We start from the raw sequence: 13597 nt of genomic DNA on the forward strand, positions 1-13597 counted from the left end.
TTCGGGGTGAACATACAGCCCACCCTACTCAATGCCGCCAGCGTTGCATCCACCTGTAAACCGCTATTAATTTAAGAGCGATTTTCTAAGGGGTTAGCAATATATTTAAATGTTGGCTCAGAATTCCAAGGGCCACGCTCATCTTTACCATTTCCGTTGGTAGATAGGTTGTAGTAAAGTGCAACAGTTTCGTCAGGTTGAACATTGCCAAAGAAGGGATCAGTCAACTTACCCAACGAATCTAGAGCCTTCATAAACATCTGAGTATGAGAAATCTCTCGCGTTAATAAATGAACCAAAGTCTCTTTAGTTCCCTCATCTGAGGCTAGCTTAATCAACGCTTCATAAGTTTGACGAGCGCCAGCTTCTGCCGCTAGATTAGCACGTAAATCACGCACTACATCTCCACCTTCATTCAGGTAATTTGCAGTCCAAGCATTACCTTGACTATCAAGAAAATGGGGGCCAATACCGCGAACAGCAAAGAGAGTACTTTTGTAAGCCTCTGTTTGGTCGGTATTTTTGGTATGAGCTTCGATGAGCTTACCCACCATCTCTAAATGCCCAAATTCCTCGATAGCAATATCTTGAAGCATATCGCGAATTCCTGCATTCTCGACATGAAACGATTGCACCCAGTATTGCAGAGCCGCTGATAGCTCTCCAGTCGCTCCACCAAACTGCTCTAGAAGTAACTGAGCAAAACGGGGGTTTGCTTCACTAACTTTGACTGAATGAATCGGTTCTTTTTTGTGAAAAAACATACCCTTAGTTTTCCTCACTAGATGATTTGACACGAGATTTTTTTGCGAATGTCTGCAAGACTTAGTACAATTTTTCATAAACTCTGAGATTTATTTGTAGTTGCGTTTGGGATAAGACAGCGCAACTACAAGTTATAAATCTCGTTTTATAGCGATAGGAGTCTATGAAATCTTGCACTTAGCAAATAAATCCATCTTCTAATAGCTAGAGTTAGGCGTTGCTGCTTCTTCTGAACAATCCCCAGAGGTAGATGGCAATCATTGCGCCAATGATAGCAACGAGAAGACCAGGAATATTTAAACCAGCACCAGCCGCCGTAATTTGTAAGGTTCCCGTTCGGATGAGCGTGAACACAGTACCACCAACAAAGGCGCCGATAATGCCCAAAATCATGGTTGAGAGAATGCCGCCGCCTTGATAACCCGGATAAATAGCTTTAGCGATCGCACCAGCCAACAGTCCTAAAACTACCCATGCAATAATGTCCATAGTTGCCTCAAAAATCTAACGTGTATCTAAGTTATCAATTTTTATTTACACTTATCTCCATCAAATGAGATAAATTGAAAAAACCTAAAGATAGAGAAAATATCCTAATCTCTATGACAAGATAATAAATTTGATTTCTTCTTTTTTTATTTGTTCACGGTTTTTCCAAGCAAACCAAATAGATATGATATTGTTTTGTCTATATCTAACGGCGTATTTTAATGTTATATCTTTCGGTAGATGAATAAAAAAAGGTTAAGTTAAATATCTGATTATTGCAAAGCTTAGACGCACAATAACTCAGGGATTATTCGGCTTTTTTAGATAAATTACTAAAAATGGATAAATAATATCAAGGAATTTTTATAGCTACAGAAAATGTGCCTCTAGACTTTCAGTCCTGAGTTGGTCAAGATAGATAGTAAAAGTATCTGGTTTAACGATAAGTAGGTGGGCGTTAAAAAATATAAGATAGACCTAACCCCCCAGCCCCCTTCCCTCCTCTCCCTAGCCCTCTCCTAAGAGGAGAGGGGAAAGGAAAAACTTTTGTTGCTCTTAAGGGGGAGAGGAATGTTCGCGAGGTTTTATATTTAATTGTGCCAAGCTACTTAACTGCCGAAGTGATAGCACATCGGCAATATCTGATTGATAGTTTTTCCGCTTGGAAATTGGGGATCTTCAGTACCTGTTATGCTGAACTTTTAATTAAAGTCCAGAACTGGGCTTTAAAATCAAGGCTTACAGGCATTTGTAGCCTAAATTTCAGAACCAAGCCTAAAACGTTAAGAATAACGACTGTTAATATTGTCCAGTAAGGGTTTCAGCCTTATTTGCAGACGTATTTAGCATAACAAGTAATGAAGAGCCGAAATTGGTAAAGTTAAAAGTTCAGAAATAATTTTCTACTTCCCCAATTACCAATTACCAAATTACCCATTACCAATACTCAAATTGCACGGGAGAATTTTGTCTCTCTCATTCTAGTATGAGTGTCGAAGATGACGGCAATATTTCTCACCAACAATCTGCCAATATCTGTAATCTGGATGTCGTTGGTTGATAAACTCACAAGTCCATCAGCTACTAGCGGAATTAATTCTTCTAACTCCTGGGAGAAATACTCATCAAAACTGATGTGGTATTTGTTTTCTATGTCTGATTTACATAAATGAAAGTGAGACATAATGGACATAATGGCATCTCGTCTGATGATGTCATCCTGAGTCAAGTTGACGCCTTTGCTAGTTGGGATTATACCTGCCACCACTGCTTGATAATAATCTTTTAATTGCTTGTGGTTTTGGGCATACGCATCTTCTAGCATACTGATGGATGTGGCACCGAAGCCAAAAAGTTCTGTTTCTGCATGGGTGGTGTAGCCTTGAAAGTTGCGCTTCAGAGTGCCATTACGTTGTGCGATCGCTAATTCATCATTAATTTTGGCAAAATGATCCATCCCAATAAATAGATATTGGTTATCGGTTAACTCTTCAATGGTCATTTTCAGAATTTCTAATTTTTCCTGTGCTGGGGGTAGCGCCTCTAGAGGAATATTTTTTTGCACAGGTTTTAGCCACGGTACATAGGCAAAGTTAAACACCACAATCCGGTCAGGATCTAAGGCGATAGTCTTTTGCACAGTTTCCCGAAAAGTCTGGAGAGTTTGATGGGGTAGACCATAAATTAAGTCTACATTCACACTTTCAAATTTGGCTTCTTTGATCCAACTCATGGCATCAAAGAGCATTTCTTCTGGCTGGATGCGATTCACCGCCACTTGCACTTCGGGGTTAAAATCTTGGATGCCAAAACTAATGCGGTTAAACCCTAGTTTTCTGAGAAATAAAATGTAGTTTCTATCGACATAACGGGGATTAATTTCAATAGAAACTTCTGCTTGTGGATCAATATTGAAGTGACGAGTGATGTTGTTCCACAAAAATTCTACCTGGTCAGGTTCCAAATAATTAGGTGTACCGCCACCCCAGTGAACTTGAAGCACTTTCCTGTTTGGATCAATTAAGGCTGTGGTGTTCTTAATTTCTTGAACCAAATGCTCTAAGTAAGGTTTGGCAATATTCTTGTTATTGGAAATTACGGTATTACAGCCGCAGAAGTAGCAAGCACTCTGACAAAAAGGAATGTGGAAATACAAAGATAAGGGAGATTTCCGTTGATTAGAGGCGGCGATTGCGGCTTGAAAGTCAGTTGCGGTGAATGTTTCGCTTAATTCTGTAGCGGGTGGATAGCTGGTGTATCTGGGAGCACGGGTATCATACTTTTGAATCAGATCCAGATCGAACTTAACACCAGGTAATAGAAAAACCATCAAAACCTCCGAGTAACTGCGAACATACCGCCTAGTAGTTGGTTGTATGGGAAATAAAAACTGTAATTTGCTTGCTTCTGTGCTAGCTAAACAAATTACTAATAGAGCAGAATGAAAGTTGATTCAAACCAAACAGCTAGAAATTACGCAAAGAAACCCGGTTTATATCAAAAATACTAGAATTATCCCTGGCGAATAGAATTCGCGGCTACACAAATTAAGTCCTCGTTGAGTGGGACTGAAGATAAATCTTTGTAACTAGATACTGGTGTAGGAAATTAATTAGCAGTAGTTACTTCAGTGCTACCAGGGTTATGAGGGCGAGTTAAGCTATCAAATAAAACTTGACCAAGAGCCTTGATTAAACTTTCCTCTAATTCCTGAGCCATCTGTAAATTAAGCTGGAAGGCATTGTTTGCTTCTGCTACGATTTTTTCTGCTGCTGCATCATCGATAGGTATAGCGTCTAATGCCTGACGATACTTATCTTTAAATGCTTTCTTATCAGGAATTTGCTCAAAATTATAAAAGGATGTGCCTTCGTAGCCAGACAACTTCAGGGTTGACTGAGCAATTTTTTGTAACATCTGACCCCCTGAAAGGTCGCCCATGTAGCGAGTGTAGCTATGACCTAGTAATAAGGTAGGTGTATTGGCAGAGATTTCTCGAATGCGGTTGATGTAGGCTTGGGCAGCGGTTGAGGGTGCGATTTGATGAAGCCAATCATTTCCATAATAGAATACCATATCTTGCTCTAGAGAGGCTTGGCGGTTGAGTTCGGGGAAATAAACTCGACTAATTACGGGATGCTCTTTGTGAGTTGCAATTGCTGCTTCTAGTTCGCTGTAGATATAGTAAAAATTGGCTAAAAACTTAGCGAAGCAGTCTTTATCTACAACTCCTTTGAGAAAACATTTCATGAATCCCACGTTTTCTGCCTCTGTATGAGCTTGTTGGGTACCAGAGCGCAGTTTGATGGCTAGATTACTACTCATTGTTGTTTCCTTCTTGTTCCAGGGCAAGGTTTTCAGACAGCTATCAGAGGAAGGATGTCTGCCAGTTAAAGTTAAAAGATTGCTATTCTAGGTTTATAGAGGATCTGTACTATTCTCCGCCAGCAAGTATCACTGCCAATACAGATCCAAACGATTTTTATTTCTCCCAAAATTATTTAACTATTAATTCTTTGTATAGCGAGAAAGTTATTAATATTTCTTTAGATTTTTGAGTATCCAAAAATTTAATTTTTATTTACTGTTTTTTGATGCTAAGTGGCACTGAACACCAAGTTAAGTGGATACAAAATTGGTTGAGGATAGGCATTTAAACTCTGCTAAGAATTTATGTATTAAGAATATCAAGCACAATTTCTTTTTCAATAATTTAACTGATGACTACTCATAACTATTTATGCTTATATAACTTTTAAAGGATAAAATTGGTAAAAGGAGTCTCATGATCAAGTCTCTGGAAGCCCCCCAGACTGATTTACTGAAGTCGGGTATTAAAGCCCCTGTTCAGGAAACATTATTAACGCCCCGGTTTTATACCACGGACTTTGATGCTGTGGCGAAGATGGATTTTTCGGCTCATGAGGCTGAGTTGCGGGCAGTAGTTGAAGAACTCAGGGCTGATTATAACCGCCACCACTTTGTGCGCGATGAGGAATTTAAGCAGTCTTGGGATCACATTCAGGGGGAAAAGCGCCGTGCATTTATTGATTTTTTAGAGCGTTCTTGTACTTCAGAATTTTCTGGTTTTCTGCTGTTTAAAGAGTTGTCACGGCGACTGAAGGAGAGCAACCCTTTGTTGTCTGATGCTTTTAATTTTCTGGCACGGGATGAAGCACGCCATGCGGGATTTCTGAATAAGTCAATGGCAGATTTTAACCTCTCCTTAGACTTAAGTTATTTAACTAAAAGTCGTACTTATACATTCTTTCCGCCAGAGTGGATTATTTACACGGTTTACCTATCGGAGAAAATTGGTTACTGGCGCTATATTTTGGTGTTCCGCCATATGCAAGCGCATCCAGAGTACCAAGTGTATCCTTTGTTCCGGAAGTTTGAGAGTTGGTGTCAGGATGAGAATCGACACGGGGATTTTTTCAAGGCACTTTTGCGATCGCAACCCCGGCTATGGAACAATTGGCGATCGCGGTTATGGGTGCGGTTCTTTCTGCTGACGGTGTTTGCTACCCACACGATGACGGTGTTTGAACGAGCGGATTTTTATGAAGCCATTGGTATTCATCCCCGCAAATACAATAACCAAGTGATTGCAGAGACGAATAAAACCGCCGCTAGGGCATTTCCGCTGATCTTAAATACAGATCACCCGGAGTTTTTCTGGCGCTTGGAGCAGTGTTCGGACAATAACCTAAAACTGATAGCCTTGAAAAATAGCGATCGCCCCAAGTTTGTCAAATTTTTGCAAAAAATCCCCCTAGTTATGGGAATCATCTGGCAAATGTTAAAGATTTACCTCATGAAACCCATTGATGCAGAATCAATCCGCGAAACAGTGCGTTAACTAAAGCCTACAAATCACCTTGGGGAATCTCCTCGCGGAATTCGATCATCAGTTGCATTGTTTCTACGGTTAAGTCGCGTAAATCCCGATTCAGATACACAGCACCTTGAGGGCCAAACCAACGGTCAAAAATCGTCACATATTTGGGATTAACGTTGACAAATCCTTGCATAAACTTGACTAAAGAATAGTTCACCGAGTCGAGGAATTTCGAGTTATTCTCCGGCACCATACAAGCAATTCCCTCTCGTGAATAAGGACGCGGCGGTGCGATGGCAAAATCATCTGGATTTTTCGCTGTTTGCAACCATCCCTCCAACAGAATGCTATCAGATGCAAAAGCGTCAATTTTTCCCTGTTGTAAAGCAGTAAATCCCTCAGCCCTAGTCTGCAAATACACCAGTTTCGCTTTCGGTTGTGTCCGCTTGATCGCTTGTTCGTTGGTAGTTTGAGCCAGCACACCCACACGCTTACCAATTAGAGACTCAGGAGAACCTAAATTACTTTCCTTCTTGATTAAGATTTGAGTACCAGTAACCCCATAACTGACAGAAAAATCAACTTTTTTGTCCCGTTCCCAAGTGAAACTACTAGCATCACAAACAATATCAACTTGTCGGTTGACTATATTAGGAATTCGTTCTGCTGGAGAAAGTCCGACTAATTTCAGTTGAATTTTTTTGCCCAGTTCTTTTTCTAATTGTTGTTGAATAATACCCAGCATATCTACAGAATAACCAGTTAATTTACCCTGACTGTCAACGTAGGCAAAAGGTAAGGCATCTTTACTTGTACCAGCCTTTAGCACCCCTGTCCGGGCAACTTTTTGCATCACAGTCTCAGAGTGTGCCATCTGAGGTATCAGTGCTGGTAACGTTAAGGCGAAAAGAGCAGCAGCAATATTTTTATACATTTTGGTATTATGGAAACTAGGTAAACACGATAGAGAAACTTTTGAATTAACCAAACTTTCTCGGCTATTCAAAATACAAAAAAATTATCCCTATAGAGTACACAAGAACTATATCCAGCAACGATTCTTTACATCTCACCAGTTTTATTTGTAATTCACCAAGAGGCACGCTACGTAGTAGGATGCGTCCCCTGACGCATCTAAAAACCATGAAAGTAGCCTGAAAAGTTGGTTCTACCGCTAATTGTTTGGATAGTTAGAGCGTATTTAATCTTATGAAAAGCGATCGCCTTTCCCCCAGGATAAGCGATCGCGCCTTAAGAGGATGTTTTAAAAGTTGTTAGGGATAAATCAAATACTCGTAGATCCCTCTAAATCTCCTTTAAAAAGGGGGACTGTAAGGAGTTTTTGCCCCCCTTTTTAAGGGGGGTTGGGGGGATCTCGATCAATTTTGATACTTTACAAACATCCTCTAAGCTGCAAACATAAGCAAGTTTTATCAGACAACGGAATAATGAGGGTTTGGAGACGATTAATATCGTCTCCACAGTAGTTTCAATTGCCAGCACGTAGTCCATTCAACTGAAAACTACTATAATTTTATGGCTTTTTCTCAGTTGCAACTTTCGCTTCGACCTTCACGCTCTTAACACCGTTCAGTTGTTTAACGATGGGTTCGATTTTCTTCAAATCTGCTTCAGTGGGAACCGTTCCTGTGACAGTGACAACACCCTGTTTATCTTCAACTACTAAATTGCTGCCAGGTAACTTATCCTTTAACTTGCCCAAAGCTAAACTTTTAACATTGTCAGATCCTGCGGTTACTACTGGTTTGGTCTTTTCAGTAGCAGTTTTAGCAGCAGTTGTATCTGCTATTTTTGTCTTTTCAGTAGCAGCAGTTGTATCTGCTGGTTTGGTCTTTTCAGTAGCAGTTTTAGCAGCAGTTGTATCTGCTATTTTTGTCTTTTCAGTAGCAGCAGTTGTATCTGCTGGTTTGGTCTTTTCAGTAGCAGTTTTAGCAGCAGTTTCAGTGGTCTGAGAAGCTTCTTTTGCTGGTGCTTGGGCAGATTCATTGGTAGTGGTAGGATTTTCGGAACTAGATTTAGGAGCTTCCTGGCAACCAAAAACACCAGCTACCAGAACGCCACTAATTAGAAAAGGAATAAGCTTTTTCATTTTTATCTCGACTTGAGTACTTGAAGCGATTAATTGATCTGTGTGTGATGCTGAGGAGCGAATCTTAAAACACAATTAAAGGTGAAAAAGCAGCGGGGGAGCTAGACACCTATGTTACTGAAAGTCTAAACTGGGATAACTTCTAGCAGCTAAAATCTGGAACCCAGTTCTGAGAAGCACCAATTTAATTTTTATGCCTGCTACAGACTGGTAGCGGCTCTGGACAACGGTTGGCTCGCCGCAAAGAAAGATGTAGACAGCCAGTGGCTTAGAAGAGGGTAGACGCTGCCGCACCACAACGGTCACTTGATGCTATCAGATTTGGGGAAATTTAGCGATCCCTGCTCAAAATTTCCTGACATTTAGGACAGATGATCAAGAAGCAATAAAGAATAAAAGGGGAAATTGCGCCTCAATTGTTCGGTTATACGACTGTCATCAATACACAAATCACTATAACCTCGTAAGTATATGGTGCAATGCCTAGCTGCTGTTAGACGCTCTTGAATCAAGGGGTGAAAACCTGTGTACGAATGGATCTTGCCGAGTCTGAGCGAAGTTTTAGCCGAAAGCCAATCAAGCGTGGCTGAATGTCTACCTGCCAAAGCAGAGCAACAATGGCGCGTTAGCCTTGCAGCGACAGAACATTTGCTACTCAAAACTTTAACAAAAGCAACACCAGACACCATCCAAGGTTTAGTTTTAGCTGCACCAGCACCTCTATTTAGTCAACCAAAACTGACTCAAAGCTTAAAAACTGTAACTTTTACGGCAAGACCTTTCAACCCCTTGGCACTGATGCCATGGAAAATGCCGCCTGTTGCTACCACGGTAGATGAAATCATTCCCGAAGAATCGATACTGCCGTTACTACCTGCCGATCCTCTGGGGTCGGAGCAGTTTTGCTTGGTGTTCACTGATAAATTTAGATTAGTGCTGGTTTTAGCAGAACATAAAAACGGTAAAAAAGAGTTTTCATTTTCCTTTGAGCCAGAGGTAGTCCAGCAGGCGTGGCGAGCGTTGGGAGCGCGGGTAATACTGACCAATCCAGAATTTTTTGCCGATCTAGATGTATTGGTACAAAAGTATTTTCCAGTGGCGCCAGATTACCGCACCGTAGTTCAGTTTAGCCAGCTGTTACTTCGAGAATTAACAGAGCCGCCATTCGCAGACACGGTGACACCTACTCCCCAAATCCCCCAATCCTCCCATCCCCCCGTCCCTTCTAATCCCCACTTCATCGGCACCCCAAGTTCCTCATCTTCCCCTCAACGTCCCGATGTGGAGTTACTGCAAGCTTTTGCTCACGAAGTCCGCACCCCACTGACAACTATTCGCACGATGACTCGCCTACTGCTAAAGCGACGGGATTTACCGACTAGTGTGATCAGTCGTTTAGAAGTTATCGACCACGAGTGTACTGAGCAAATTGACCGGATGGAGTTGCTGTTTAAGGCAGCAGAACTAGAAACTTGTGCCTCGGTAAGATTTTCTGGAACTCAACTGACGCCGATGTCTCTAGATCAAGTATTGCAGCAGAGTATTCCTCGTTGGCAACAAGCGGCGAAGCGACGGAACTTGACTTTGGATGTGGTTTTACCGCAGCATTTACCAACGGTGGTGAGTAATCCCACTATGCTAGATCAGGTACTCACGGGTTTGATGGAAAATTTCACTCGCAGCTTACCACCTGGTAGCCATATTCAAGTTCATGTCATTCCTGCTGGAGACCAACTGAAGTTGCAATTATCGCCTCAACTCCAGTGCAAAGATGCAAGTAAAACTACCACACCAGCAACGCCACCAATTCGTAAAGCTTTAGGTCAATTGCTAATGTTCCAACCGGAAACGGGGACGATTAGTTTAAATATTGCTGCAACTAAGCATCTGTTTCAGGCAATTGGTGGCAAGTTGATTGTCCGCCAGCGCCCCCACTACGGGGAAGTGTTGACAATTTTCTTGCCTCTAGAGGTTAGCGATAAACATAAGCTAGGTCTTAATAACTCATAATTCATGCTCGGCAGCAATCACCTCTAGTTTCTCGGAGACGGTTGCCAAGTGTACTGTAAAGGTAGAACCTTCATATAGTTTACTTTTTACGGAAATAGAACCACCGCTACGCCTCAGCAGTTGTTCCACGATTGTTAATCCTAACCCAGCACCGCTAGCGTCTTCTGTTGATCCTGTACGCACACGATAAAAGCGGTTAAAGATTTTGGGAATCTCGTTTTCGGCAATACCGATACCTGTGTCGCGGAATTCCAATTGCACATCATCGCCTTGAAGACGCGCACGCACCCACACTTGGCCACCATTGGGGGTAAACTTCATGCTGTTATGCAGCAAATTAATGACGATCTGCCGCAGTCTACCACTCACACACCAAATAGCTGGTAGTTCAGTGGGGACGGTGTAAGCTAGCATGATGCCTTTTTCTTGGGCTACAGGTTGGTAGGTACTGACGACCCCTGGCACTATGTCACAGAGGCGTACCAACTCCAATTTTGTCTCTTCTATATTTCGCTCTAGATCCAGCAGATCCAACAGTCCAGTAATCAGAGAATTTTGGCGATCGCACTGGTTATTTACCATCTGTAAATAACGTTGTCGCTGGGGCGGTTTCAGATTAGGGGAGTTCAACAACGACAGTGCTGTTTTTATGTGAGTTAATGGCGTACGCAACTCCTGACACACATTGATTAAGTATTCATCCTTAAGATGTTCTTGCTTTTGCTGACTTTGATTTCGCTGCTGCAATTTGGCGATGCGCCTAGTCATGATTTGCCGATTCATTTCCTCCTGCCGCTGGAGTTGCTTTACGAACAACTGATTCATCAGTGTTGGCTCGGGTACACTGGGGCAAATAAAATCAGCAGGTACAATTGGCGGTGATTCTGGAGCTTGCGCCTGATTGATGCCGGTTAATACTCGCTGAATGATTTTTCCTTCAACAGTATTTATTGCCAACAACGATGTTTTTTTGTTGATATTTTCTCTAGGTGATGTGTGATTTTTAGAGTTGTTGAGAATCCGTTTAGCTAAAATCAAACTACAAAACTGGGGCGATAAAATCATCAAAAAGTATTCCCGTTGCAGTTGGCTATTTGGTAGTAACTGCACGCTAATACTGGAATAAGCGGGGAGACAATCATTACTTTCTTGTTCCTTGTCTGGCTCTCTCCTTCTCGAACCAGTTTGGCAACTATAGATGATCCCAGAAACACCCATTGAGGATTGATAACGCCATAATTCTGAGTGCCAAATATTTCCCGGTGGTAGCTTTACCCATAAAGTGGCGTCAATCTGCTGCTCAATTAGTAAGTCAATTTGTGCCCTCACCAGCGCCAGTAGAGTAGCAGGATTGAGAGTTAATGATTGGAGAGGAGTTTGCCCACCAAGAGCTAGCTGATAAACGGACAGATCATGAGCCAGAGAAAAATTCATTTTGCAAGTACAAAAAGGAAAAACGAAGAATGATCGATCAAGGAGGCAATAATTCTATCTTCTATTTTCACCCTGATGTATAAATAATTTAGGAACCAACTGCGGCAAGAAAGATGAAGGATAAATTATTGAATTATTAATTATGAGATTCAGGGAGTTTAGCATTCAAGATAAACTGTGGCAAGTTTTTCTTGGTCTAAATAAATTCCTATTTATTTCATGTATTTATTGATATTCCTCTACTTTTGTGTGTCTAAATTTTTCTTTTGTAGAGACGCAAGGGATGGCGTCTCTACTGAGGACTTACGCAACTGGTATATGGATTTGTTCGTAGTGTGTACTTCAGTACACAGAAAGTACTAAATTGTTGACTACGAAATTAAAATTCAGTTCCTGGATTTGATAGTTGCGTCAGCCTTCTAATGCAGGCATTAACCTTGAATTCTTGCTTGTAAAGCCTCCCGTGCATGTTCTCGGTCGTCAAAATGGATTTTTTCGGTGCCGAGAATTTGGTAGTCTTCATGACCTTTACCAGCCAACAATACCCCATCGCCGGGTTTAGCTTGTAGAATGGCGGTGCGAATGGCGATCGCGCGCTCGCAAATTACCGTCGGCTGTATAGTTGCGGGAATCCCGGCTAAGACATCTTGCAAGATTTTTTCTGGGTCTTCGGTGCGGGGATTATCTGATGTCACCACTGCCACATCTGCTAATTCGGCGGCGATCTTTCCCATGAGTGGGCGCTTGGTGCGATCGCGATCGCCTCCGCAACCAAACACGCAAATCATCTTCCCAGGAATAAACGGACGTGCAGCTTTGAGCAAATTTTCCAAACTATCCGGTGTGTGAGCATAATCCACAATCACGCTGATTTCTTGCGTTTCACTAATCTGCACCCGTTCCATCCTTCCAGGAACGCCGGGAAACTCAGAAATCACAGAGGCTACTAACTCCAAATCTAGCCCTAAATGTAAAACTGCGCCCACCGCTGCCAAAAGATTCTCTAAATTAAATTGACCAACCAAAGGTGAACGAAAAGCCACATCACCCTTTGGTGTATGCAGTTTACCGCTGACACCATGAGGCTGATAACTCAAGTCACTCATCCACAAGTCAGCTTTGGCATCGTTGACACTGTAACTCCAAACCCGTTCTCGACTCAACGACCCAATTAACCGCTGACCGTAAACGTCATCAGCATTAATTATCGCCCGTCCTTGGAGATAATCAGGGCTAAACAACAACGCTTTAGCGGCAAAATAATCTTCCATATCGCTGTGATAGTCGAGATGGTCTTGGGTGAGATTGCTAAACACCCCCACCTCAAAAGGACAACCCAACACCCGACCTTGGGCTAAAGCGTGGGAACTAACTTCCATCACCCCAAACTTACAACCAGCATTTACAGCTTCTCCTAGCTGTTGTTGCAGTTCCACAGCAAACGGTGTCGTGTGGACAGCAGTTTGTTCAAAACCAGGCCAACGAGTGTAGAGAGTTCCCATCAAAGCTGTAGCTAGATTAGCTTTGGTGAGGAGAAATTCAATCAGGTGAGTAGTGGTAGTTTTGCCATTTGTACCCGTCACACCCACCAATTTGAGTTTCTTCCCTGGATAACCGTAAAAAGCCCCTGCTATCTGGGCGCAAGCTGTATTCATGTTGCTAGCGCTGATGACAACAGCCTCAGGTGTGGGATGATTTTTAGCGATCGCTTCCTGCGAGACAATGGCCGCTACCGCACCCGATGCTAAAGCACTCGGCCAAAACTCCCCACCATCTACCCTAGTTCCCGGCATTCCAATAAACAAATCACCCACACCGCAGGCATGGGAATTAGTCTTCAACCCCAAAACTTCCGCATCCGCCAAACCAGCCAACTCTTCAACACCATCTACCGCCGCTAGTAATTCCCGCAAATTCATCTGGTGAACCTCGCCACAAGCTTCTCTTGC

Annotated in this window: 10 protein-coding genes; 2 read left to right on the plus strand and 8 right to left on the minus strand. The window is 42.3% G+C overall.

Annotation, left to right across the window (positions count from 1 at the left end; all coding sequences use genetic code 11):
• Positions 1 to 71: 71 nt before the first annotated feature.
• From CYLST_RS15330 to CYLST_RS15345, 4 genes are all read right to left on the minus strand, one after another.
• Positions 72 to 764 carry a manganese catalase family protein gene (locus CYLST_RS15330; protein ID WP_015208635.1) on the minus strand — a complete coding sequence of 231 codons (693 nt, stop codon included), beginning with the start codon at positions 762 to 764 and terminating at the stop codon, positions 72 to 74.
• A gap of 211 nt (positions 765 to 975) precedes the next feature.
• Complete coding sequence (locus CYLST_RS15335; RefSeq protein WP_015208636.1) at positions 976 to 1254, minus strand: GlsB/YeaQ/YmgE family stress response membrane protein; 279 nt, start codon at positions 1252 to 1254, stop codon at positions 976 to 978.
• A gap of 946 nt (positions 1255 to 2200) precedes the next feature.
• Positions 2201 to 3583, minus strand: coding sequence for an oxygen-independent coproporphyrinogen III oxidase (gene hemN, locus CYLST_RS15340; protein ID WP_015208637.1), 1383 nt, complete (start codon positions 3581 to 3583; stop codon positions 2201 to 2203).
• Positions 3584 to 3861: 278 nt separating this feature from the next.
• On the minus strand, positions 3862 to 4578 hold the full coding sequence (locus CYLST_RS15345) for a biliverdin-producing heme oxygenase (protein WP_015208638.1): 717 nt from the start codon (positions 4576 to 4578) through the stop codon (positions 3862 to 3864).
• A gap of 460 nt (positions 4579 to 5038) precedes the next feature.
• On the opposite strand from CYLST_RS15345, the gene acsF reads away from it, so the two are divergent.
• The gene (gene acsF / locus CYLST_RS15350) at positions 5039 to 6115 is read left to right on the plus strand and encodes a magnesium-protoporphyrin IX monomethyl ester (oxidative) cyclase (RefSeq protein WP_015208639.1); all 1077 of its coding nucleotides are present in this window, start codon (positions 5039 to 5041) and stop codon (positions 6113 to 6115) included.
• A 7-nt stretch (positions 6116 to 6122) separates the two neighbouring features.
• On the opposite strand, the gene CYLST_RS15355 is transcribed toward acsF, so the two are convergent.
• Together CYLST_RS15355 and CYLST_RS15360 are read right to left on the minus strand one after the other, a co-directional pair.
• Positions 6123 to 7028, minus strand: coding sequence for an amino acid ABC transporter substrate-binding protein (locus CYLST_RS15355; RefSeq protein WP_015208640.1), 906 nt, complete (start codon positions 7026 to 7028; stop codon positions 6123 to 6125).
• A 600-nt stretch (positions 7029 to 7628) separates the two neighbouring features.
• The gene (locus CYLST_RS15360) at positions 7629 to 8204 is read right to left on the minus strand and encodes a BON domain-containing protein (RefSeq protein ID WP_015208642.1); all 576 of its coding nucleotides are present in this window, start codon (positions 8202 to 8204) and stop codon (positions 7629 to 7631) included.
• 525 nt (positions 8205 to 8729) lie between these two features.
• Between CYLST_RS15360 and CYLST_RS15370 the strand changes: the two genes are divergently transcribed.
• Positions 8730 to 10214, plus strand: coding sequence for a sensor histidine kinase (locus CYLST_RS15370; protein ID WP_015208643.1), 1485 nt, complete (start codon positions 8730 to 8732; stop codon positions 10212 to 10214).
• On the opposite strand, the gene CYLST_RS15375 is transcribed toward CYLST_RS15370, so the two are convergent.
• Together CYLST_RS15375 and CYLST_RS15380 are read right to left on the minus strand one after the other, a co-directional pair.
• On the minus strand, positions 10209 to 11648 hold the full coding sequence (locus CYLST_RS15375; RefSeq protein ID WP_015208644.1) for a DICT sensory domain-containing protein: 1440 nt from the start codon (positions 11646 to 11648) through the stop codon (positions 10209 to 10211). The two genes, CYLST_RS15370 and CYLST_RS15375, sit on opposite strands and share 6 nt — an antisense overlap.
• A gap of 431 nt (positions 11649 to 12079) precedes the next feature.
• A complete protein-coding gene (locus tag CYLST_RS15380) occupies positions 12080 to 13567 on the minus strand; it encodes a UDP-N-acetylmuramoyl-L-alanyl-D-glutamate--2,6-diaminopimelate ligase (RefSeq protein ID WP_015208645.1) in 1488 nt (495 codons plus the stop codon).
• Positions 13568 to 13597: the final 30 nt, after the last annotated feature.

The organism is Cylindrospermum stagnale PCC 7417, from assembly GCF_000317535.1.
Lineage (GTDB): Bacteria > Cyanobacteriota > Cyanobacteriia > Cyanobacteriales > Nostocaceae > Cylindrospermum > Cylindrospermum stagnale.

What these genes read in the sequence shown, in the direction of transcription:
- CYLST_RS15330 (WP_015208635.1), bottom strand. Translation starts at nt 764, where the DNA reads ATGTTTTTTCACAAAAAAGAACCGATTCATTCAGTCAAAGTTAGTGAA.
- CYLST_RS15355 (WP_015208640.1), bottom strand. Translation starts at nt 7,028, where the DNA reads ATGTATAAAAATATTGCTGCTGCTCTTTTCGCCTTAACGTTACCAGCA.
- CYLST_RS15380 (WP_015208645.1), bottom strand. Translation starts at nt 13,567, where the DNA reads ATGAATTTGCGGGAATTACTAGCGGCGGTAGATGGTGTTGAAGAGTTG.
- CYLST_RS15345 (WP_015208638.1), bottom strand. Translation starts at nt 4,578, where the DNA reads ATGAGTAGTAATCTAGCCATCAAACTGCGCTCTGGTACCCAACAAGCT.
- hemN (WP_015208637.1), bottom strand. Translation starts at nt 3,583, where the DNA reads ATGGTTTTTCTATTACCTGGTGTTAAGTTCGATCTGGATCTGATTCAA.
- CYLST_RS15375 (WP_015208644.1), bottom strand. Translation starts at nt 11,648, where the DNA reads ATGAATTTTTCTCTGGCTCATGATCTGTCCGTTTATCAGCTAGCTCTT.
- acsF (WP_015208639.1), top strand. Translation starts at nt 5,039, where the DNA reads ATGATCAAGTCTCTGGAAGCCCCCCAGACTGATTTACTGAAGTCGGGT.
- CYLST_RS15360 (WP_015208642.1), bottom strand. Translation starts at nt 8,204, where the DNA reads ATGAAAAAGCTTATTCCTTTTCTAATTAGTGGCGTTCTGGTAGCTGGT.
- CYLST_RS15335 (WP_015208636.1), bottom strand. Translation starts at nt 1,254, where the DNA reads ATGGACATTATTGCATGGGTAGTTTTAGGACTGTTGGCTGGTGCGATC.